Here is a 20,718-nt window from a genome sequence, read left to right as displayed (position 1 = left end):
TTGATGCGGGCGGCCCCCTTGCTCGTGGGGGGCTTGGCTATACTCGCGCGGCCCGTTGTAGGACTGGGCGAAAGATTCTAGAGGACGACACGACGCCGACCCCGAAGCAGGGGCCTACAACGAGACCGGATCGACACGTTGGGACCGAGCATCTCCCCGGAGCGCCTCATCAGCCAGGCGCAGGCGTTCGCAGGACGCCACCGCCGCAGCATCATCGCCTCGGTCGTCGTCGCGCTCGGCGGCTTCGGCATCACCGCTTTCGGCATCGCGCCGCTGGCTCCCGACGCTTCGCTGCTGCCGCAGCGGCTGGTCACCGAGGACGTCGTCCCCGAGGACATCGCCAGCCAGGCCGCAGCGCTGGCCGACCTCTCGCTCCAGCTCGACCGCCACGAGATCACGCGCGGCACCGACACGCCGCAGAGCCTGCTGGCGCGCCTGGGCGTCACCGACGAGGCCGCCGCACGCTTCCTGCGCAACGACCCCTCGGCGCGACGCATCGTCGGCGGTCGCGGCGGCAAGATGGTGCGCGCCCGCGTGTCCGAGCTGGGTGAACTCGACGAACTCGTCGTGCGCTACCCGGCCGAGAACGCCGAGCAGGCACGCACCCACTTCACCCGCCTGACCGTCAAGCGCGACGGCAAGGGCTTCGTCAGCAGCACCGAGACGGCGCCGCTGGCGGTGCAGGTGCGTCTGGGCAGTGGCACGATCCAGAGCTCGCTGTTCGCCGCCACCGACGCCGCGATGCTGCCCGACGCGGTCGCGATCCAGATCGCCGACATCTTCTCCGGCGAGATCGACTTCCACCGCGAGCTGCGCAAGGGCGACACCTTCAGCGTCGTCTACGAGGCGGTCACCGCCGACGGCGAGGTCGTGCCCTGGAACGAAGGCGTCGGCCGCGTGCTGGCCGCCGAGTTCATCAACCGCGGCCAGACCTTCCAGGCCGTCTGGTTCAACCCCGGCACCCGCGGCGGCTATTACGACCTCGACGGCCGCAGCCTGCGCCGCAGCTTCCTCGCCAGCCCGATGGAGTTCTCGCGCGTGACCTCCGGCTTCGCGATGCGCCTGCACCCGATCCAGAAGACCTGGCGCGCGCACAAGGGCGTGGACTACGGCGCCCCGACCGGCACGCCGGTGCGCACCGTGGCCGACGGCCTCGTCGACTTCGCCGGGCGCCAGAACGGCTACGGCAACGTCATCCAGATCCAGCACGGCGGCGGCAAGGCCACGCTGTACGCCCACCTGAGCCGCATCGACGTCAAGAAGGGCCAGCGCGTCGAGCAGGGCCAGCGCATCGGTGCCGTCGGCGCCACCGGCTGGGCCACCGGCCCGCACCTGCACTTCGAGTTCAAGATCAACGGCGCCCAGCACGACCCGCTGCGCATCGCCCGCAGCGCCGAGCAGGTGACGCTGGACGCCGCCGCCCGCGCGCGCCTGGCCCAGGTCGCGCAGGGCCTGCGCGTGCAACTGCAGCTCGCCGAAGCGCGCTCGGGCCGCCCGAGCTTCGAATAAACCAGCCAGGGCGCCCACGGTGGCGATCGAGCTGGGGCTGATGTCGGGCACGTCGCTCGACGGCATCGACGCCGTCGCCGTCGACTTCGACGGCCCGGCGCCTCGTGTGCTCGGCCACCTGCACCAGCCTTTCGCACCGGCGCTGCGCGCCGAGCTGCTGGCGCTGAACAGCCCCGGCGCCGACGAACTCCATCGCGCCGCGCTGGCCGCCAACGCGCTGGCACGGGCCTACGCCGGCGCCGTGGCCACGCTGCTCGACACGCAAGCCATCGCGCCGAGCTCGGTTCGAGCCCTCGGCGCCCACGGCCAGACGGTGCGCCACCGGCCACGCGAGTTCGACGGAACCGGCTACACGCTGCAGCTGCTCAACGGCGCGCTGCTCGCCGAGCTGAGCGGCATCGACGTCGTCTGCGACTTCCGCAGCCGCGACGTCGCCGCGGGCGGCGAAGGCGCGCCGCTGGTGCCGGCCTTCCATGCCGAGGTCTTCGCGTCGCCGGGCGAACACGTCGCGGTGCTCAATCTCGGCGGCATCGCCAACCTGACGCTGCTGCCGGCTGACGGTGCGGTGTCGGGCTTCGACTGCGGGCCAGGCAACGCGCTGCTCGACCTCTGGATCCAGTGCCACCTGGGCCGGCCTTACGACGACGGCGGCGCCTGGGCATCCGGCGGCCGCGTCGACACGGCACTGCTGGCGGCGCTGCTGACCGACCCGTTCTTCATGCGCCTGCCGCCCAAGAGCACCGGCCGCGACCTGTTCAACGAGCCCTGGCTGGCGGCGATGCCGCTGGTTGGCGTCGCGCCACAGGACGTGATGGCGACACTGGCCGAGCTGACGGCGCGTGGCGCCGCCGATGCCGTGGCCCGCCACGCGCCGGCGACGGCACGCCTCGTGGTCTGCGGCGGCGGCGCCTTCAACGGCCATCTGATGTCGCGGCTGGTGGCGCTGCTGCCGGGCGCACGGGTGATGTCCAGCGCCGAACTCGGCGTGCCGCCCGATCAGGTCGAGGCCATCGCCTTCGCCTGGCTGGCGCGCGCCCACCTCGAACGGCGCGCCGGCAACCGCGTCGCCGTCACCGGCGCGCGCGGCGAGCGTGTGCTCGGCGCGTTCTACCCCGCCTGAAACGACAACGGCACGCGGGCGGGTGCCGGCGTGCCGTGTCAGAGAGCGCAGGCCGAACGGCCGCGCGGGGATTCAGACCGAGAACGAGGACCCGCAGCCGCAGGTCGTGGTGGCGTTCGGATTGCGGATCACGAACTGGGCACCCTGGAGGTCGTCCTTGTAGTCGATCTCGGCGCCGACGAGGTACTGCAGGCTCATCGCGTCGATCAGCAGCGTGACGCCGTTCTTCGTCATCTGCGTGTCGTCCTCGTTGACTTCCTCGTCGAAGGTGAAGCCGTACTGGAAGCCGGAGCAGCCGCCGCCCTGCACGAAGACGCGCAGCTTCAGGTCCGGGTTGCCTTCCTCGTCGACGAGCTCCTTCACCTTGGCGGCAGCGCTGTCGGTGAAGATCAGCGGCGCGGGCATTTCCTCGGTGGCGGGGGTGGCCAGATCGGCGATCGCGTTCATGAGTTCTCCAGTTCGGGCGTGACGGCACGCCGCCGGCGACCCGCCGGCTTCGACATTGTGGCGCCGCGCCATGGCAGGCCGGAGCGCCAGGAAACGACGACCGCGACGGCGTCGCGGTCTTTCGCCGCCCACCGCGGACGGCAAAACGCCGCGCCGGCCGGTGAGGCCGCGCGGCGTCGTGCAACAACAGGGGAGCCGGACGAGCCGGCCCTCCCGATCAGCGCTTGCTGAACTGCTTGCGACGGCGGGCGCCGTGCAGGCCGACCTTCTTGCGCTCGACTTCGCGCGCGTCACGCGTCACGAAGCCGGCACGGCTCAGGTCGGGCTTGAGGGCCGCGTCGTAGTCGATCAGCGCACGGGTGATGCCGTGGCGCACCGCGCCGGCCTGGCCGGATTCACCGCCGCCGTGCACGTTGACCTGGATGTCGAAGGCCGCGTCATTGGCCGTCAGCAGCAGCGGCTGCTTGACGATCATGATCGACGTCTGACGACCGAAGTAGGCTTCGATCGGCTTGCCGTTGATGACGATCTGGCCGGTGCCCTTCTTGATGAAGACGCGAGCCACCGAGCTCTTGCGGCGGCCGGTGCCGTAGTTCCATTGTCCGATCATCGCAGTCCTCAGATCGCCAGCGGCTTGGGTTGCTGGGCGGTGTGCGGGTGGGTGTCACCGGCGTACACCTTCAGCTTCTTGATCATCGCGTAGCCCAGCGGGCCCTTCGGCAGCATGCCCTTGACGGCCTTCTCCAGCGCGCGGCCGGGGTGCTTGGCCTGCATGTCCTTGAAGGCGGTGGCGTAGATGCCGCCCGGAAAGCCCGAGTGACGGTAGTAGATCTTGTCGGTGGCCTTGGTGCCGGTGACGCGGATCTTGTCGGCGTTGACGACGATGATGAAGTCACCGGTGTCGACGTGAGGCGTGTAGATGGCCTTGTGCTTGCCGCGCAAACGGAGTGCCACTTCGCTGGCGACACGTCCGAGCACCTTATCGGTGGCGTCAATCACGTACCACTCGTGCTTCACCTCGGCCGGCTTGGCGCTGAAGGTCTTCATGAGGGGGTCTTCACAATGAGCGCGCCACCGGACGGCGACACGCGTGGGATCGGCTTGAACTTCCCGCCTCCCCTCGGCACCGCTTGTCAGGGGCGGCCTCTCGGGGCTGGCCGAGGCACCACGGGGGCGCCCGACCTGGACGTGCTTTTCCCAGCCGAAATCGGGAAAGCCCGCGAGTATACACGGTTCAGCGACGCCAACTATCGCCGGTTAGAACGGCAAATTGGGGAGATGGGTCAAGGGTTAACCCTAGGTCTTCCGGTAGGATGCGGGCACCCGAGCCGACCCGGCCTGATGCCGGTCGAGCCCAAGCCCAAGGGGCGGCGGACTCCGCATCGCCCCTGGAAGTGCCCAGAAGCAGTCGTTGGGGGCCCCGATGAAGACCGATTCCGAAATGCCCGGGCCTGCGCCCGACGCCGCTGCGCAGCAGTGGGTGCCGATCCGCAAGCTCGCCGACCGCCACCGGCCGCGCGTGCTGCAGCACCTGCTGGGGCTCGAGGGCCAGGACCGCTACCTGCGTTTCGGCTACGCGGCGGGCGATCACCAGATCGAGCAGTACGTCGCCCGGCTGGACTTCGAGCGTGACGAGCTCTTCGGCGTCTTCAACCGCCGCCTCGAACTGGTCGCGGTCGCCCACCTCGCCCACCTGGGCGACAGCGACCGGCCCGGTGCCGAAGCGGAGTTCGGCGTCTCGGTCTCGGCGCGCGCCCGCGGGCGCGGCTGGGGCTCGCGCCTGTTCGCGCTGTGCACCGTGCACGCCCGCAACCGCGGCGTCTACACGCTGCTGATCCACGCGCTGGCCGAGAACTCCGCAATGCTGCGCATCGCCCGCAACGCCGGCGCCGAGGTCGGCTTCGACGGCCCGGACGCGGTCGCCCGCGTCTACCTGCCGCCGCAGGACATCGCGTCGCACGTCGAAGCGATGGTCGAGCAGCAGGTCGCCGACCTCGACTACGGCCTCAAGCGCCACGCCCGGCGCTTCGACCGCTGGCTGAACCTGTGGGGCAGCGTCGGCACGCTCCCCGACCTCGGGGACGCGAACGTGTCGCATGCCGCGCGCCGGGGGGGGCGGCGCGACCGCGGGCCGACGCCCCCGGTTTAACATCGACCACGCATCGGCCGCGGTCCGGCGGTGCCTCCCGAGATGCCGCCCGCCCTGCCCTGGATCCTCAGCTCGATCGCCTTCGCCCTGCTCGGGGGCGCGGCGGCGCTGTGGTTCATCCGGCGGCGCAGCGGCGCCGAACCCGAGCCTTCACCCGACGGGCTGTTCGCCGCCCGGCCGGTCTTCGACGCCGTCGAGCGCCGCGTGCACCGCGAACTGCGCGCGGCCCTGCCCGACCAGCTGGTGCTGGCACGCGTGCCGCTGCGCCGCTTCTGCCGCCCGCTGGAGCCGCAGCACGCGCGCCCCTTCATGGCGCGCATGGCACCGCTGGACGTGGCTTTCCTGATCTGCAGCGGCAGCGGGCGCGTGCTCGCCGCGATCGACCTCGAGCGCAGCGAGGACCCGGCTGTGCTCGAGCAGCGCCGCTTCAAGGCCGAGCTGCTGGGCGCCTGCCGCGTGCGCTACCTGCGCTGCCTGCCCGAGGCGATGCCGGATGCCGAGGAGCTCAGGCGCCTCGTCGACGCCGGCGCGCCGGCGCGCGACCGCGGCACGCCCGAACGCCCGCCGATCCCGCCGCGCAGGCGCGAGCACCACGTCTGGATCGAGACCGCGCCGGCGCCGCTGGCCGAGACCTCGTGGGTCGGCGAGCCCCCCGCCGCACCGGCGCCACCGGCCACGCCGCCGGCGCCACCCTGGGTCACGCCGAGCCGCCGCTCGACGGATCACCGCGCGCGCGACGTCCGCGGCCTGCCCTCCCGCCGGCACTGAGGCCGATGTCCGGACCCGGTTACGCCGATCTGACACCGCAGCAGGTGCTCGACGCGCTCGACGCGGTGGGGCTGCGCGGCGACGGCCGCATCCTGCAGCTCAACTCCTACGAGAACCGCGTCTTCCAGCTGTTCCTGGAGGACGGCAGCGCGGTCGTCGCCAAGTTCTACCGCCCCGGGCGCTGGAGCGATGCGCAGATCCTCGAGGAGCATGCCTTCGCGCTCGAGCTCGCCGCCGCCGAGGTGCCGGTGGTGCCGCCGCTGGTGCTGGCAGCGGCCGAAGACGGCACGGCGCTGGCCGGCACGCCGCCGACGCTGGCGCTGCGCGGTGCGCACCGCTGGTCGGTGTCGGCACGCTGCGCCGGGCGTGAACCCGAGCTCGACGATCCCGAGACGCTGCGCCGCATCGGCCGGTTCATCGGCCGGCTGCACGCCGTCGGCCGGCGCCGCCCGTTCGAGCACCGCCACCGGCTCGACGCGCGCCGCGACGGCCGCCGGGCGCTGGCCGTGCTGCTCGAAGGCGGTTTCGTGCCCGCCGACCAGCGCCCGGCCTGGTTGTCCAGCTGCGAACAGGCGCTGGCCGCGGTCGAGGCCGCGTTCGACGCCGCGCAGCCGCTGGCCACGCTGCGCCTGCACGGCGATTGCCACCCCGGCAACGTGCTCTGGCGCGACGGCGCGCCGCACGTCGTCGACCTCGACGACGCGATGCAGGGCCCGGCGGTGCAGGATCTGTGGATGCTGGTCTCGGGCGACCGCTCGACGATCGCCCGCCAGCTCGACCTGCTGCTCTCCGGCTACGAGGAGTTCAGCGAGTTCGACGACCGCGAACGCGCGCTGATCGAGCCGCTGCGCACGCTGCGCATGGTGCGCCACGCAGCCTGGCTGGCCGAACGCTGGGGCGACCCCAGCTTCCCGATCAACTTCCCGTATTTCGGCACGTCGGCCTACTGGTCGCAGCAGACGACGCAGCTGCGCGAGCAGCTCGAGGCGATGGCCTGACGCGCCCGCGGCGCGCGGCCGCGGGCGTCGCGGCCACCGCTCAGGGCGGCGGCAGCACGGTGTAGACCGGCATGCCGCCCGAGGGCTGCGGGTAGGTCGCGAGGATGTCGTAGCTGGCGAGCGTGCCGCCGGATTCGGTGATGACGGCGCGGTAGCGGACCGTCGTCGCCGTCGTCGACTGCACGCTGACGGTGATCGTGCGGGTGCCGACGGAGACGGCCGCGCTGCTGCCGGCCACGGGCCGCCCGTCCACACGCTGCCAGCTGGCGAAGCCGACGTCGACGTAGGCTCCGGCCTGCGCCGGGTGCTCCAGCCGCACGGTGCCGGCGGAGATGACGGCCGCGCCGCCAGAGCTGCCGACCTCGAGTGCGGTGTAGCGCACGCCGTCGGCCGTCAGCTGCAGGCCGACGTTCGACTGCTGCAGCCGCGCCGAGAAGTCGATCGGACCGTACGCGACGTCGCCGACGCTGCCTTGCAGGCCGTCGAAGGTGATGCGCAGGGAGTCGCCGACGCGGAAGCCGACCAGGAAATCGAACGAGGTCTCGAAGTCGATGCGCAGGCCGCCGTCGAGGGTGACGGCCTCGGCACCGCTGCCGAAGGCGATGCTGCGGAAGTCGAGCGCCAGGTAACGACCGGCCGCGACCTGGTCAGCCGCCAGGTCGAAGTCGCTGCTGACGGCGATCGTGCCGGCGCAGGGCATGACCTCGAAGACGTCGTAGCAGGTCGCCGTCCCGGAGTCCTGGGCCTGCACCGTGCCCGCGGCCTTGGCGCCGGCCCGGCCGGACACCGTGGCGCCGTCGCCGAGCAGGACGTCGAGGCCGAGCAGCGAAGCCTGGGCGTCGATCGCCCGGTCGGCAGCCGCCACTGCCGCGCGCACGCCGCCGATGGCGCCGTCCGAAGTCACGTCGATCGTGGCTGCCGCGGTGGGCGGCGCTTCGACACCGTCACCGTAGCTCGTGCCGCCACCGCCACCACCGCCGCAGGCCGCCAGCGCAGCCGTCACCAGCGTCGTCCCCACGAAGCGCCAACCACGACCGGCTGGTCGCGACGGGCGTCCGATGATCTCGTTCAACATCAAGGCCTCCTGCCGGGGCACCCCCGGACGATTCCGCCGGATTCGTGCCTCGCACCATTCCGACGGGCAGGATGCTAGGCCCGCGGCGGCGGGCCTTCACCCCCCGGACAGGCAGTGTTGCCGCCGCGCCAACGCCGGGCGCGGCGCGGCGCGGCATGGACGCGAACTCAGCCGACCAGCATGCGGTTGACGCGCTGCACGTAGGCCGCCGGATCCTCCAGCTGCCCGCCTTCGGCCAGCAGCGCCTGGTCGAACAGGATCTGCGCCAGATCGTCGAAGCGCGCATCGCCGTCCAGCCGCTTGACCAGCGGATGCTCGGCGTTGACTTCCAGGATCGGCAGCGACTTCGGCGCGCTCTGGCCGGCCTGCTTCAGCAGCCGCGCCAGGTGCGAGCTCATGTCGCCTTCGTCGGCGACGATGCAGGCCGGCGAGTCGACGAGTCGCGTCGTCGTGCGCACGTCCTTGGCGCGGTCCTTCAGCGACTCCTTCAGGCGCTCGAGTACCGGCTTGAAGGCCTCGGCGGTCTGCTCGGCGGCCTTCTTCTCTTCCTCGTCCTGCAGCTTGCCCAGGTCGACGCCGCCCTTGGCGACGCTCTGCAGCGGCTTGCCGTCGAACTCGTAGAGGTGCGAGAGCATCCACTCGTCGACGCGGTCAGTCAGCAGCAGGACCTCGATGCCCTTCTTGCGGAAGATCTCCAGCTGCGGGCTGCTCTTGGCCGCGGCCAGCGTGTCGGCGGTGATGTAGTAGATCGCCTCCTGGCCTTCCTTCATGCGCGCCACGTAGTCGGCGAAACCGACGCCCGAGTCGGCCTGCGTCGACGCGAAGCGCAGCAGCTTGGCCAGGCGCTCCTGGTTGGCGTGGTCCTCGCCGATGCCTTCCTTCAGCACGGCGCCGAACTGCTGCCAGAACTCGGCGTACTTGTCCTTCTGGTTCTCGGCCACGTCCTCCAGCATCGCCAGCACGCGCTTGGTGCTGCCTTCGCGGATCGCCTTCACGTCGCGGCTTTCCTGCAGCAGCTCGCGGCTGACGTTCAGCGGCAGGTCGGCCGAGTCGATCACGCCCTTGACGAAGCGCAGGTACACCGGCATCAGCGCCTCGGCGTCGTCCATGATGAAGACGCGCTTGACGTAGAGCTTCACGCCGCCGCGCTTGTCGCGGTTCCACAAATCGAACGGTGCCTTGGCCGGCACGTACAGCAGCTGCGTGTACTCGGTGCGACCCTCGACGCGGTTGTGCGTGTAGGCCAGCGGCGCCTCGCTGTCGTAGGAGATCTGCTTGTAGAACTCCTGGTACTCGGCGTCGGTGACGTCGCTCTTGGAGCGCGCCCACAGCGCGGCGGCCTTGTTGACGGCCTCCCACTCGTCGGTGGTGACCTGCTCCTTCTTCTCGTCGTCCCAGCGCTGCTTGGGCATCAGCACCGGCAGCGAGATGTGGTCGCTGTACTTGCTGATGATGCTGCGCAGCTTCCAGGCGGCGAGGAACTCGTCCTCGCCGTCGCGCAGGTGCAGGATGACGTCGGTGCCGCGTTCGGGGCGGTGGATGGTCTCGACCTCGAACTCGCCGGTGCCTTCGCTGGACCAGCGCACGCCTTGCTCGGCCGGCAGGCCGGCGCGGCGGGTCTCGACGGTGATGCGGTCGGCGACGATGAAGCCCGAGTAGAAGCCGACGCCGAACTGGCCGATCAGGTTGGCGTCCTTCTTCTGCTCGCCTTCGAGCGCGGCCATGAACTCGCGCGTGCCGCTCTTGGCGATCGTGCCCAGGTGCTGCACGGCCTCGTCGGCGCTCATGCCGATGCCGTTGTCGTGGATCGTGATCGTCTTCTTCTCGGCATCGAAGCTGACGCGGATCTCCAGGTCGGGGTCGTCCTCGTACAGCTCGGCCTTGTCCAGCGCCTCGAAGCGCAGCTTGTCGCAGGCGTCCGACGCGTTGGACACGAGCTCGCGAAGGAAGATCTCCTTGTTCGAGTACAGCGAATGCGTCACGAGGTGCAGGATCTGCTTGACCTCGGCCTGGAACGACAGGGTTTGCTTGTCCATGGTGTTGGCGGCGAGTAGTGGCTCCGCCCGGCGAAACCGGGCACGGCGATGCACAGTGGGGGCGCCGCGGCGCCCTTCAAGAGGGGCGGGATTGTCGCCTGTGCGCCCGCGGGGGCGCCGTGCGGCGCATCAGGCCGCCAGCCAGGCGCCCAGCGCGGCGTTGACGGCGGCCGGCGACTCCAGCGGCGCCATGTGGCCGCAGCGGCCGATGACGACGTGCGAAGCGCCGGGGATGCGCCGGCGCATCTCGGCGTGGGTCTCGGGCGGCGTCAGGCGGTCGTCGCTGCCGGTCAGCAGCAGCGTCGTGCAGCGCAGCTGCGGCAGCAGCGGCGAATGGTCGGGGCGTGCCAGCAAGGCCTCGATCTGGGCCTCGAAGACGGCCGGCGTGCGCCGCGCGAACATCTCGACGACGGTGTCGACGACCGGGCCGGGGCGGCGGCTCTCGTGCACCGCGCCCTGCACCCAGTCCAGCGCCATCGCACGCATGCCGTCGCGGCGCGCCAGCTCCAGGAAACGCAGGCGCGCGGCGCGTTCGGCGGCACCGGCCTCGCCCTCCGGCAGCGGCAGGCAGCCGGTGTTCAGCAGCGCCAGGCGTTGCACGCGCTCGGGCGCACGATGGCAGATCTCCAGCGCCACGCGCCCGCCCATCGAATGCCCGGCGATGGCCAGCGGCCCGGGCGGCGCGGCGGCGAGCGCGGCTTCGGCCATCGCGGCGATCGAACGGGACTCGCCGTACTCGGCGACAGTGCAGGACGCCGGCAAGTCGCGGCTCTGCGGGCGCCAGAGATCGGCGTCGCACAGCAGGCCGGGCAGCAGCAGCAGGGACGGCTTCATCCGGGGCTCCTCCATCGACGTGCCAGTCATTCTGGCGCGCCGCGCGGCGGTGCGGATTGAGCCAGCGACAGAGGCCCGTCGTTCAGGCCGCCTGCGTGGACCCCGCTTCCGCGACACCCGCATGGCGGGCCAGCGCCGTGTCGAAGACCTCGCGCGCGCAGTCGTGGCAGCAGCCGCAGGAGGAGGCGACACGCAGATCGTCCTGCAGCACGTCGAAGCAGCGCGTGCCGGTCTGCACGGCGGCGGCGATGTCGCGGTCCGAGACGCGGTGGCAGAGGCAGACGATCATGGGCGCGACTCCTGTCGGAATGCGCCGGATCGTAAGCTAAATGCGAATCCGTCTCAATAGACAAGCTCGCAGCAGGGACTCCAGGCGACTCAGGACGCCTCGCCCATCTGCGACTGCAGGTAGTTCGGCTCGCCGACCTTGCCGACCAGCTCGAGCTGGGTCTCGAGGTGGTCGATGTGTTCCTCGGTGGCCTCGAGGATGTCCTCGAGCAGCTCGCGGCTGACGTAGTCGCGCACCGACTCGCAGTGCGCGATGGCCTCCTTCAACTGCGCCTGCGAGGCGAGTTCGAGCTTCAGGTCACACTCGAGAACCTCGACCACGGTCTCGCCGATCAGCAGCTTGCCCAGGTCCTGCAGGTTGGGCAGGCCTTCGAGCACGAGGATGCGGTCGACGATCTTGTCGGCGTGCTTCATCTCCTCGATCGACTCTTCGTACTCGTGTTTCGCCATGCGCGCGAAGCCCCAGTTCTTCAGCATGCGGTAGTGCAGGAAGTACTGGTTGATCGCGGTGAGCTCGTTCTTGAGCTGGCGGTTCAGGTGCTCGAGTACGACGGTATCGCCCTTCATGGCCGTGGCTCCATCCGGTGGGGGGGTCGGCGCATTGTGCGGCGGGCGCCGATTTCGTGCTCAGGCCAGCAGCGCCGCCGCCAGCACCAGCATCGTCGCGCCGATCGCCAGGTCCAGCACCTGCCAGGCCCGCGGCCGCGCGAACAGCGGCGCCAGCCAGCGTGCGCCGTAGCCCAGCCCCGAGAACCACAGCGCGCTGGCCGAGGCCGCGCCGAGCACGAAAGCCGGCCGCGCGGCCGCCGCCTGCTGCGCGCCGATCGAGCCGACCAGCAGCACGGTGTCCAGGTAGACATGGGGGTTGAGCAACGTGAACGCCGCCACCTGCGACAGCGCCTGGCGGCGCGTCAGGCCGCCGGCGCCGGCCGCCGCCAGCGCACCGGGCCTGCGTGCACGCCACAGCGCACGCAGGCCGTAGGCGGCGAGGAAGGCCGCGCCGCCCCAGGTCAGCAGCGTCGTCAGCACCGGCGCGGCGCCGATGACGCCGCCCAGCCCGGCGACGCCGGCGGCGATCAGCAGCGCGTCCATCGCGGCACAGAACAGCACGATCGGCCCGACATGCTCGCGGCGCAGCCCCTGGCGCAGCACGAAGGCGTTCTGCGCGCCGATCGCGACGATCAGCGCCAGGCTGAGGGAAAAGCCGGTGATCCAGGCGGAAGTCATGGCGACAGCATGCCCGCCAACGCCAAAAGCGGTGCTAAAACATCCTGCACCGTCATTAGCGTTGCTTCATCTCATGCTCGACTACGCCCTGCTCGACGCCCTGGCCGCCGTCGTGCGCGAAGGCAGCTTCGAACGCGCCGCGCGAACGCTGCACGTCACCGCGTCGGCGGTGTCGCAGCGCGTGCGCCTGCTCGAGGAGCGCCTGGGCCAGGTGCTGGTCGTGCGCGGCCAGCCCTGCAGCGCCACCCCCGCCGGCCGGCTGCTGTGCCGCCATGCGGAGCAGGTGGCGCTGCTCGAAGGTGCGTTGCGCGCCGAGCTGCCGGCGCTGCAGAGCGACGCCGGCTGGGCGACGCTGCCGGTGGCCGTCAACGCCGACAGCCTGGCGACCTGGTTCGTCGGCGCTGCGGCGGCGTTCGCGCAGGCCGAACCGCGTGTGCTGCTGGACCTGGGCGTCGACGACCAGGACCACACCGCCGAACGCCTGCACGCCGGCGAGGTGCTGGCCGCCGTCAGCGCCGACGAACACGCCGCACCGGGCTGCCGCCGCGTGCCGCTGGGACGGCTGCGCTACGTCGCCACCGCCAGCCCGGCCTACGTCGCACGCCACTTCGCCGCCGGCGTCGACGCCGCCGCACTGGCGCGTGCGCCGGCGCTGGTCTTCGACCGCAAGGACCGGCTGCAGCAGCGCTGGGCGCAGCGCGCCGCCGGCCAGGCGGTGGAGATGCCGCGGCACTGGCTGCCGTCGAGCCAGGGTTTCGTCGACGCGACGCTGGCCGGCCTGGGCTGGGGCCTGAACCCGGAGCCGCTGGTGCGGCCGCTGCTGGCGGCCGGCACGCTGGTCGAACTGGTGCCCGACAGCGCGCTGGACGTGCCGCTGGCCTGGCAGCACACGCGCATCGCGCTGCCGGCGCTGCAGCGGCTGACCGACTGCGTCGTCGAGGCCGCACGCGGCACGCTGGAGCCCTGACGCCGACGCCACGTTACGCTTGCGCAAGATCAACCCGCCCACCGCGACCGTGCAGGGCGCACGAGCGCGGGATCAGGCGCTGGCCTATCCTCGACGGTTGACCCAGACGACGAAAGCTCCATCGTGGACCGCCATATCCTCAGCTCGCTCTTCGCGCCGAAATCGATCGTCGTCTTCGCCGGCGACCCCGACAGCGACGAAGCCCCGACGCCGCTGGCGCGCACGCTGCGCCGGGCGCTGATCGACGGCGGCTACACCGGCCCGGTCACCTGGCTGGACATCTCGATGACCGGCACGCTGGCCGACCTGGCGGCCTCGCTCGCCGACCTGGCGCTGATCGCGCTGCCGCCCGAGCAGATCCCGGCGGCGCTGGAGATCGTCGGCCGCATCCGCTGCCGCGCCGCGCTGATCGTCTCCAGCGGCCTGCCGCTGGAGGCCTGCAGCGAGCTGCACCAGGTGGCCAAACGCTACGGCGTGCACCTGCTGGGCCCCAACAGCATGGGCTTCCAGCGCCCGTCGCTGAAGCTCAACGCCAGCGCGCTGGGCCCGCTGGCCGCGCCCGGGCCGCTGGGCCTGATCTCGCAGTCGGGCGCGCTGACCGCGTCGATCCTCGACTGGGCGCGCCACAACGGCATCGGCTTCTCCAACGTCATCTCGCTGGGCCCCAACACCGCCGTCGACCTGCCGCAGGCGCTGGACTTCCTGGCCAACGACGGCCAGACGCAGAGCATCCTGGTCTACATGGAAGGCATCCGCCACGCGCGCCGCTTCATGAGCGCGCTGCGTGCCGCGGCCTATGCCAAGCCGGTGGTCGTGATGAAGGCCGGGCGCAAGCCGGCCGGCTCGCACGCCGCGCTGACGCACTCGGCCTCGATCGTCGGCGCCGACGACGTCTTCGACGCCGCGCTGCGCCGCGCCGGCGTCGTGCGCGTGCGCACCTTCGTGCAGCTGTTCTCGGCCGCCAAGTGCCTGGCCTCGCGCTTCCGCCCGGTCGGCAAGCGCCTGGCGATCATCACCAACGGCGGCGGCCCCGGCGTGCTGGCCGCCGACTGGGCCGACGAGATCGGCCTCGAAGTCGCCGGTGTCGCCGACCTCGGCGAGGACGCCGACGGCGCCCGCTACCGCGAGGCGCTGCAGCAGGCACTGGCCGACCGCGGCGCCGACGGCATCCTGCTGATCTACTCGCCCAAGGCCGGCGAGGACCCGCTGGCCATCGCCCAGGCGATCGGCGAGGCGTACTCGCCTTCGGGCAAGCCGGTGCTGTCGTGCTGGATGGGCGACACCGTCGTGCGCCCGGCGCGCGAGTACCTGGCCTCGCGGCTGATCCCGACCTTCCGCACGCCGGAAGCCGCGGTCGACGCCTTCCACAGCATCGCCAGCTTCTACCGCAACCAGCAGTTGCTGCAGCAGACGCCGGCCTCGCTGTCGCACCTGGCCGACCCCGACACCGAAGGCGCGCGCCTGCTGATCGAGGGCGTGCTGACCGAGCGCCGCCGCGTGCTCACCGAGATGGAGAGCAAGGCGCTGCTGGCGGCCTTCCACATCCCGGTGACGCGCACGATGCTCGCGCGCACGCCCAACGAGGCGATGCTGATCGCCAGCCAGCTCGGCTACCCGGTGGCGCTGAAGATCGATTCGCCCGACATCTCGCACAAGAGCGACGTCAAGGGCGTGGCGCTGGACGTTCACAGCGCGGCCCAGGTGCGTGACCGCTTCAACGACATGATGGAAGCGGTGCGCCGGGCGATGCCCAGCGCGCGCATCAACGGCATCACGGTGCAGCCGATGGCCGGGCGCAACTCGCGCGGCAAGACGCGCGAGGTCTACGTCGGCCTGACCACCGACGACCCGTTCGGCCCGGTCATCACCTTCGGCGCCGGCGGCACGATGATCGAGCTGATCGCCGACCGCGCGATGGAGCTGCCGCCGCTGAACCAGTTCCTGGCCCACCGGCTGATCGAGAGCGCGCGCGTCGCCGAGTCGCTCGGCGAGTGGCGCGGCGCGCTGCCGGCGGACATCCAGGCGCTCGAGCAGGTGCTGCTGCGCGTCTCGGAGATGGTCTGCGAGCTGCCGCAGCTGCGCGAGATGGACATCAACCCGATCATCGTCGACGAGAACGGCGCGGTCGCGGTCGATGCACGCATCGTCATCGACCACTCCGCGGCCTCGCCGCACAGCTACAACCACCTGGCGATCCTGCCCTACCCGTCGAGCCAGGAGCGCGAGTGGCCGATGAAGGGCGGCGGGCTGTACACGATCCGCCCGATCCGCCCCGACGACGCCGACATGCTGCAGTCCTTCGTGCGCGGGCTGTCCGAGGAGAGCCGCTACTTCCGCTTCGCCAGCACGATGCCCGAGCTGCCGGCGCGCATGCTGGCGCGCTACACGCTGATCGACTACGACCGCGAGATGGCGCTGGTGGCCGTGCTGCGCGAGCGCCACGTCGCCGAGGACGGCAGCTTCCACGAGAGCGAACGCATCATCGGCGTCTCGCGCTACATCACCAACCCCGACCAGACGAGCTGCGAGTTCTCGCTCGCGGTGGCCGACGAGTTCAAGGGCCAGGGGCTGGGCTCGCGGCTGATGCTGTCGATCATCGACTTCGCGCGTGCCAAGGGGCTGGCCGAGATCGAGGGCCTGATCCTGGCGAACAACGCCAACATGCTGCGCCTGATGAAGAGCCTGGGCTTCACGATCTCGCCGTTCCCCGAGGACCCGGACTTCAAGCTCGCGGCCAAGACGCTGTAGCGCCCGGCCGGCGGCACACGGCCGCCGCCGGGGGTCAGCGCGTCAGGAAGCGGTCGCAGACGGCGAAGAACTCCTGCGGCCGCTCGAAGTACGGCAGCGCGCCGGTCTGGAAGACGTTGAAGCGCCAGTTGGGCTTCTTCTCGACCGCCTTCTTCGCGCGGTAGTCGGTGAAGTCGCCGCGCACGCCGTGGCACATCCAGACCGGCTGGCGCAGCTTCTCGTAGACGTCGAGGATGTCGGCGCTGAACAGCCCGCCGGACAGGAACTGCAGCGGCGCGTGGCGTGCGCCCGGCGCACGCGCGGTGGCCACCGCGTAGTTCCAGGCCTGCTCGTCGATCTGGCGCTGACCCCAGGCCTTCTCGAGGAAGTAGCGCACGACCTTGGGCCGCGTCAGGTTGTCGAACAGGAACGGCGCCCACAGCGGCACCGACAGCACGGCGTGCAACCCGGGGATCGCGCGCGTGGCGCCCGGTGCACCGCGCAGCGGCTTGGCGCCGCGGAAGCCCGTCGGGCTGACCAGCGCCAGGCGGCCCCAGTTGCGCGGGCGCTCGGCGGCCGCGCGCGCCAGGAACTCGCAGCCCAGCGACAGCGCCATCGCGTCCAGCGGCTGCGGGCCGCAGCGCTGGCGGATCTGCGCCGCCACCTCGTGCAGCGCGTCGGTCATCAGCCGCGGCGTGTACTCGCGGTCGGCGCGGTCGGACAGGCCGAAGCCCGGCAGGTCGAGCGCGAACACCGTGCGCCAGGTGGCGTAGTGCTCGTAGACCGGCCGCACCTCGGCCGCCGAGGCCGCGGCGTTGACGCTGTGCACGAGCAGCAGCGGCTCGCCCTGCCCCATCGTGTAGCAGACGAGCCCGCCCGGGATCGACAGGCGTTCGCCCGGCAGCGCCGGGCCCAGAGGCTGGCCCTGGCGGGCCATCACCGGATCGAGTGCGGCATTCATGGTTTCCTCAGGACCTTGGGAACGGGGGCGCGCCGCAGGCGGTAGGCGTCGGGCATGCGCGAGCCCAGCAGCGGACGCAGGTACATGCGGAAGGCGTCGGTGACGTCGGTGCCTTCGGCGGTGATGAACTCGTCGTCCATCGTGCGCGTCTTGCCGGCCACCGCCGCCAGCGGCAGCAGCTCGTAGTCGACCGAGTAGAAGCCGGTGCGCTTGATCGCCACCGAGCCGTCGCTCCGGCCCCACATCGCGAACTGCACGGCCTTCTCCCCGACCTCGCGCGCCTCGCGCTGGTCGACGTCGCTGACGCAGCCGATGAAGCTCCTCTGCAGGTAGCCGAAGGTGTCGCCGCGCACGCGCTTGATGCCCAGGCGCGACTTGATGGCCTCGCACAGCAGGTCGGCCAGCGCGCCGTTGCCCGACAGCTGCACGTTGCCGTGCGCGTCGTGCTCGACGGTCTTGGCCAGCTGCACGACGATCGGCGTGCCGGAGGCGTCATGGATGCCTTCGCTGACGGCGATGACGCAGCGGCCGTGGCGCTCGTACATCGTCTTCACGTCGGCGAGGAAACGCTCGATGTCGAAGACACGCTCCGGCACGTAGATCAGGTGCGGGCCGTCGTCGGGGAACTTCTTGCCCAGCGCGCTGGCGGCGGTCAGGAACCCGGCATGGCGGCCCATCACGACGCCGACGTAGACGCCCGGCAGCGCCGCGTTGTCGAGGTTGGCGCCGGCGAAGGCCTGGGCGACGAAACGCGCCGCGCTCGGGAAGCCGGGCGTGTGGTCGCTGCCGACGAGGTCGTTGTCGATCGTCTTCGGGATGTGGATCGCACGCAGCGGGTAGCCGGCCTTGATCGCCTCCTCGCTGACGATGCGCACCGTGTCCGACGAGTCGTTGCCGCCGATGTAGAAGAAGTGCTCGATCTCGTGCGCCTGCAGGACCTTGAAGATCTCCTGGCAGTACTTGAGGTCGGGCTTGTCGCGCGTCGAGCCCAGCGCCGACGACGGCGTGTTGGCGACCTGCTCGAGGTTGTGGCTGGTCTCCTGCGTCAGGTCGACGAAGTCCTCGTCGACGATGCCGCGCACGCCGTGGCGCGCGCCGTAGACCAGGCGCACGTCGCGGAAACGCCGCGCCTCGAGCACGACGCCGACGAGCGACTGGTTGATGACCGCGGTCGGCCCGCCACCCTGGGCCACGAGAATCTTGCCTGACGACATGCGTCGACCTCCTGCGGGCATTGTGCGCCCGCCCCCGGGCGACACACCCGGCACAGGTCAGGAAACGGCTTGTCGCGCGACGCCGCGTTGGGGGGTCAGCGCAGCCCGCGGCGGTGGGCCATCTCCTCGGCCATGCGCACCAGGCAGCGGTCGTCGATCGCCGCGGCGGCGGCCGGATAGGCGCGGTCGTCCTCGTCGGCGACGTGGCGCCGGTACATCGCGACGAAAGCCTGCCACTGCGGCACGACGGCGGCGTCCCAGCGGCCGTCGGCGAGCGCGGCCAGCGTCGGCTTCAGCGCGCTCCAGGCGGCGGCCATCTCCGCGTGTTCGGCCTGCAGCCGGTCGGCCAGCGCGGCCTCGCCCTGCTCGCGCAGCGCCGGGAAGACGTGGCGCTCCTCGTCCTCGTGGTGGTTGGGCGCGGCGAGGTCGAAGTAGCGCATCACGTCGCGCGCGGCCTGGCGGGCCTGGTCGTCGACGGCGCCGCCACGCTGCTCGAGGTGCGAGCGCAGGCGCTCCAGCAGCGACAGCATGCGTTCGACACGGCCGTGGCAGGCCTCGAGCATCTCGAACGGGGCGTCGAAGCCCGCACTCGGGCCGTCGTGCAGCGGAATCGTGGCCATGGCCTGCCCTCCGGATCAGCTCCACCCGGCGGCGAACACGCCCAGCGGATGGTGCGCCCGCGCCACCGACACCATGTAGAGGAACACCGCCAGCGCGGCGACATAGGCGGCAGCGCGTGCCCCCGGTGTGCGGCCGCGCTTGAGCGCGACCGAGCCGAGCACGACGTAGACGACGAGCAGCGCCAGCTTGGTGCCCAGCCAGCCGTCACGCCAGGGCTGCAGCGCGAGCAGCGCCCACAAGCTGGCGCCGGCCGCCAGCAGCAGCGTGTCGATGACGTAACTGGCCACGCGCAGCGGCTTGACCATCGCCCAGCGCTGGCCGGCCAGCACCGCCGCGCCGCGCACGGCGAACAGCGTGCCGCTGGCCGCGACGAGCGCGACATGGGCCAGCTTGATCTCGGCGTAGGCGGCGGCCAGGGACATCACGGACCCTCGTGCCGGCCGGGCCCGCGCCCGCCGGCAACGCGGCGTCAGGCGTGGGCGTAGGCGCCGACGGGCACCGGCGTCAGCAGCTTCTCCAGCAGCTCGCGCACCTGGACGATGCGGTTGCCGAACGGCATCTGGCCGACGCCGCGGAAGAACAGGCCCTTCATGACGTCGCCACGCACCGCGGCGGCGAGCTGGGTGTCGATGCAGAACTGGCCCCAGCCCTTGAAGCCGTCGCGCAGACCGCATTGCGCCAGGCAGTCGAAGGTCACGACGCAGCGCGGCTTCTTGTGCGCGATCTCCTGCAGCTTGGGCTCGGCATTCAGGTAGTTCTTCAGCCAGTGCGTCTTGACCGCACGCGCCGGCAGGCCGGCGACGCTGGTGAACTCGACCAGGTCTTCGTCGCGCGCCTCGGCCAGCACCTTCTTGAACGCCGGGTGGGCGTCGCATTCCTCGGTGGCGACGAAAGGCGTGCCCAGCTGCACCGCGGCGGCGCCCAGGCTCTGCAGGCGGGCAATGTCCTCGTGCGTGCGGATGCCGCCGGCGGCGATCACCGGCACGTCGTCCATGCCGGCGGTGCGCAGGAACTCGCGCGTCGCCGGGATCACGTTCTCGAACTCGAAACGCGGGTCGTTGAGGTCCTCGACCCGCGCCGCGCCGAGGTGGCCGGCGGCCAGCCGCGGGTGCTCGATGACGATGGCGTCGGGGCGACGCTGCTTGCGCTCCCACTTCTTGACGATCAGCTGCACGCCGCGTGCGTCCGACAGGATCGGGATCAGCGCGGTCTTCGGGTGCTCCTTGGCCAGGTCCGGCAGGTCCAGCGGCAGGCCGGCGCCGACGACGACGGCGTCGATGCCCGAGCGCAGCGCGCGCACCACCGACGGTGCGTACTCGCCGACGGCGCGCATGACGTTGATCGCCAGCAGGCCGCGGCCCTGGGAGATCTCGCGCGCGGCGCGGATCTCGCGGTCGATGGCTTCCAGGTTGGCGTCGTTGATCGCCTTCTTGTCGGCTTCGCCGTTCAGGCCCTTGTGGCAGTGCTGGGTGCGCTCCATCAGGTCGGGGTGATGGCGGCGCAGGTCGACCGAGGAGAGCGTGCCGACGGCCCCGAGCGACGCGACGCTGCCGGCCAGGCGGTGCGCCGAGATGCCGACGCCCATGCCGCCCTGCACGATCGGCAGCAGTTCGCGACCGGCCAGCTTCAGCGGGCGCAGCACGCTGCGCTCGAGCTTTTCGCGCAGGATTTCGACGGTCTGGTCGACCGAGGCGGGCATCAACATCGTGGGTTCTCGCGGTCAGGCACGCGGGACAACCGTGTCCGGCGTGCGGCATTGCATCGCGCCCGGCAAGGG

21 protein-coding genes are annotated in these 20,718 nt (G+C 71.4%); 7 read left to right on the top strand and 14 right to left on the bottom strand.

All coding sequences use genetic code 11. The annotated features are described in order from the left end of the window. Positions 1-138: 138 nt before the first annotated feature. The gene (locus LOC65_RS17345; RefSeq protein ID WP_009858093.1) at positions 139-1,509 is read left to right on the top strand and encodes a M23 family metallopeptidase; all 1,371 of its coding nucleotides are present in this window, start codon (positions 139-141) and stop codon (positions 1,507-1,509) included. Between the two features lie 40 nt (positions 1,510-1,549). Beyond that, positions 1,550-2,629: an anhydro-N-acetylmuramic acid kinase gene (locus tag LOC65_RS17340; RefSeq protein WP_255718770.1), complete on the top strand. Its 1,080-nt coding sequence runs from the start codon at positions 1,550-1,552 to the stop codon at positions 2,627-2,629. 72 nt (positions 2,630-2,701) lie between these two features. On the opposite strand, the gene erpA is transcribed toward LOC65_RS17340, so the two are convergent. The 3 genes from erpA to rplM all read right to left on the bottom strand — a co-directional run bounded on the left by erpA (position 2,702) and on the right by rplM (position 4,123). Continuing rightward, positions 2,702-3,076 carry an iron-sulfur cluster insertion protein ErpA gene (gene erpA / locus LOC65_RS17335; RefSeq protein ID WP_009858095.1) on the bottom strand — a complete coding sequence of 125 codons (375 nt, stop codon included), beginning with the start codon at positions 3,074-3,076 and terminating at the stop codon, positions 2,702-2,704. 217 nt (positions 3,077-3,293) lie between these two features. After that, positions 3,294-3,686, bottom strand: coding sequence for a 30S ribosomal protein S9 (rpsI, locus tag LOC65_RS17330; RefSeq protein WP_009858096.1), 393 nt, complete (start codon positions 3,684-3,686; stop codon positions 3,294-3,296). Between the two features lie 8 nt (positions 3,687-3,694). Continuing rightward, positions 3,695-4,123 (bottom strand): 50S ribosomal protein L13, encoded by a 429-nt coding sequence (rplM, locus tag LOC65_RS17325; protein WP_009858097.1) that lies wholly within the window; start codon positions 4,121-4,123, stop codon positions 3,695-3,697. A gap of 376 nt (positions 4,124-4,499) precedes the next feature. On the opposite strand from rplM, the gene LOC65_RS17320 reads away from it, so the two are divergent. From LOC65_RS17320 to LOC65_RS17310, 3 genes are read left to right on the top strand one after another with little or no spacing between them, the layout of a single operon-like run. Then, on the top strand, positions 4,500-5,225 hold the full coding sequence (locus tag LOC65_RS17320; RefSeq protein WP_230248432.1) for a GNAT family N-acetyltransferase: 726 nt from the start codon (positions 4,500-4,502) through the stop codon (positions 5,223-5,225). 42 nt (positions 5,226-5,267) lie between these two features. Then, a complete protein-coding gene (locus tag LOC65_RS17315) occupies positions 5,268-5,993 on the top strand; it encodes a DUF2726 domain-containing protein (RefSeq protein WP_164962953.1) in 726 nt (241 codons plus the stop codon). 5 nt (positions 5,994-5,998) lie between these two features. After that, on the top strand, positions 5,999-6,991 hold the full coding sequence (locus tag LOC65_RS17310; protein WP_009858099.1) for a serine/threonine protein kinase: 993 nt from the start codon (positions 5,999-6,001) through the stop codon (positions 6,989-6,991). Between the two features lie 40 nt (positions 6,992-7,031). On the opposite strand, the gene LOC65_RS17305 is transcribed toward LOC65_RS17310, so the two are convergent. The 6 genes from LOC65_RS17305 to LOC65_RS17280 form a co-directional block, all read right to left on the bottom strand. Beyond that, positions 7,032-8,009: a hypothetical protein gene (locus LOC65_RS17305; RefSeq protein WP_230248430.1), complete on the bottom strand. Its 978-nt coding sequence runs from the start codon at positions 8,007-8,009 to the stop codon at positions 7,032-7,034. Positions 8,010-8,233: 224 nt separating this feature from the next. Then, a complete protein-coding gene (gene htpG, locus LOC65_RS17300; protein ID WP_230248428.1) occupies positions 8,234-10,102 on the bottom strand; it encodes a molecular chaperone HtpG in 1,869 nt (622 codons plus the stop codon). A gap of 129 nt (positions 10,103-10,231) precedes the next feature. After that, positions 10,232-10,936, bottom strand: a complete 705-nt coding sequence (locus LOC65_RS17295; protein ID WP_164962956.1) for an alpha/beta fold hydrolase — start codon at positions 10,934-10,936, stop codon at positions 10,232-10,234. Between the two features lie 82 nt (positions 10,937-11,018). Next, complete coding sequence (locus LOC65_RS17290) at positions 11,019-11,225, bottom strand: bacterioferritin-associated ferredoxin (protein ID WP_009858103.1); 207 nt, start codon at positions 11,223-11,225, stop codon at positions 11,019-11,021. A gap of 89 nt (positions 11,226-11,314) precedes the next feature. After that, positions 11,315-11,791, bottom strand: a complete 477-nt coding sequence (gene bfr / locus LOC65_RS17285; protein ID WP_009858104.1) for a bacterioferritin — start codon at positions 11,789-11,791, stop codon at positions 11,315-11,317. A 60-nt stretch (positions 11,792-11,851) separates the two neighbouring features. Then, complete coding sequence (locus LOC65_RS17280; protein WP_009858105.1) at positions 11,852-12,451, bottom strand: LysE/ArgO family amino acid transporter; 600 nt, start codon at positions 12,449-12,451, stop codon at positions 11,852-11,854. 73 nt (positions 12,452-12,524) lie between these two features. On the opposite strand from LOC65_RS17280, the gene LOC65_RS17275 reads away from it, so the two are divergent. Further along, a complete protein-coding gene (locus tag LOC65_RS17275; protein WP_230248426.1) occupies positions 12,525-13,418 on the top strand; it encodes a LysR family transcriptional regulator ArgP in 894 nt (297 codons plus the stop codon). Positions 13,419-13,541: 123 nt separating this feature from the next. Beyond that, on the top strand, positions 13,542-16,166 hold the full coding sequence (locus LOC65_RS17270; protein ID WP_230248425.1) for a bifunctional acetate--CoA ligase family protein/GNAT family N-acetyltransferase: 2,625 nt from the start codon (positions 13,542-13,544) through the stop codon (positions 16,164-16,166). 34 nt (positions 16,167-16,200) lie between these two features. Here LOC65_RS17270 and LOC65_RS17265 read toward each other — a convergent pair whose 3' ends face one another. The 5 genes from LOC65_RS17265 to LOC65_RS17245 all read right to left on the bottom strand — a co-directional run bounded on the left by LOC65_RS17265 (position 16,201) and on the right by LOC65_RS17245 (position 20,640). Continuing rightward, the gene (locus LOC65_RS17265) at positions 16,201-17,106 is read right to left on the bottom strand and encodes an alpha/beta fold hydrolase (RefSeq protein ID WP_164962959.1); all 906 of its coding nucleotides are present in this window, start codon (positions 17,104-17,106) and stop codon (positions 16,201-16,203) included. Continuing rightward, positions 17,103-18,320 (bottom strand): 6-phosphofructokinase, encoded by a 1,218-nt coding sequence (locus LOC65_RS17260; protein WP_009858109.1) that lies wholly within the window; start codon positions 18,318-18,320, stop codon positions 17,103-17,105. Before LOC65_RS17260 ends, LOC65_RS17265 begins: the two co-directional genes overlap by 4 nt. A 95-nt stretch (positions 18,321-18,415) precedes the next feature. Next, positions 18,416-18,940, bottom strand: a complete 525-nt coding sequence (locus LOC65_RS17255) for a hemerythrin domain-containing protein (protein WP_164962960.1) — start codon at positions 18,938-18,940, stop codon at positions 18,416-18,418. A gap of 15 nt (positions 18,941-18,955) precedes the next feature. Next, a complete protein-coding gene (locus LOC65_RS17250; RefSeq protein WP_230248423.1) occupies positions 18,956-19,363 on the bottom strand; it encodes a SirB2 family protein in 408 nt (135 codons plus the stop codon). Positions 19,364-19,410: 47 nt separating this feature from the next. Then, entirely contained in the window at positions 19,411-20,640 is a 1,230-nt protein-coding gene (locus LOC65_RS17245) for an NAD(P)H-dependent flavin oxidoreductase (protein WP_405048260.1), read from the bottom strand. Positions 20,641-20,718: the final 78 nt, after the last annotated feature.

This window comes from Rubrivivax sp. JA1055, from assembly GCF_020966565.1.
Taxonomy (GTDB): Bacteria; Pseudomonadota; Gammaproteobacteria; order Burkholderiales; family Burkholderiaceae_C; genus Rubrivivax; species Rubrivivax benzoatilyticus.
The sequence above is the reverse complement of the archived record's forward strand: the minus strand, read 5'-3'. Positions and strand labels throughout refer to the sequence as shown.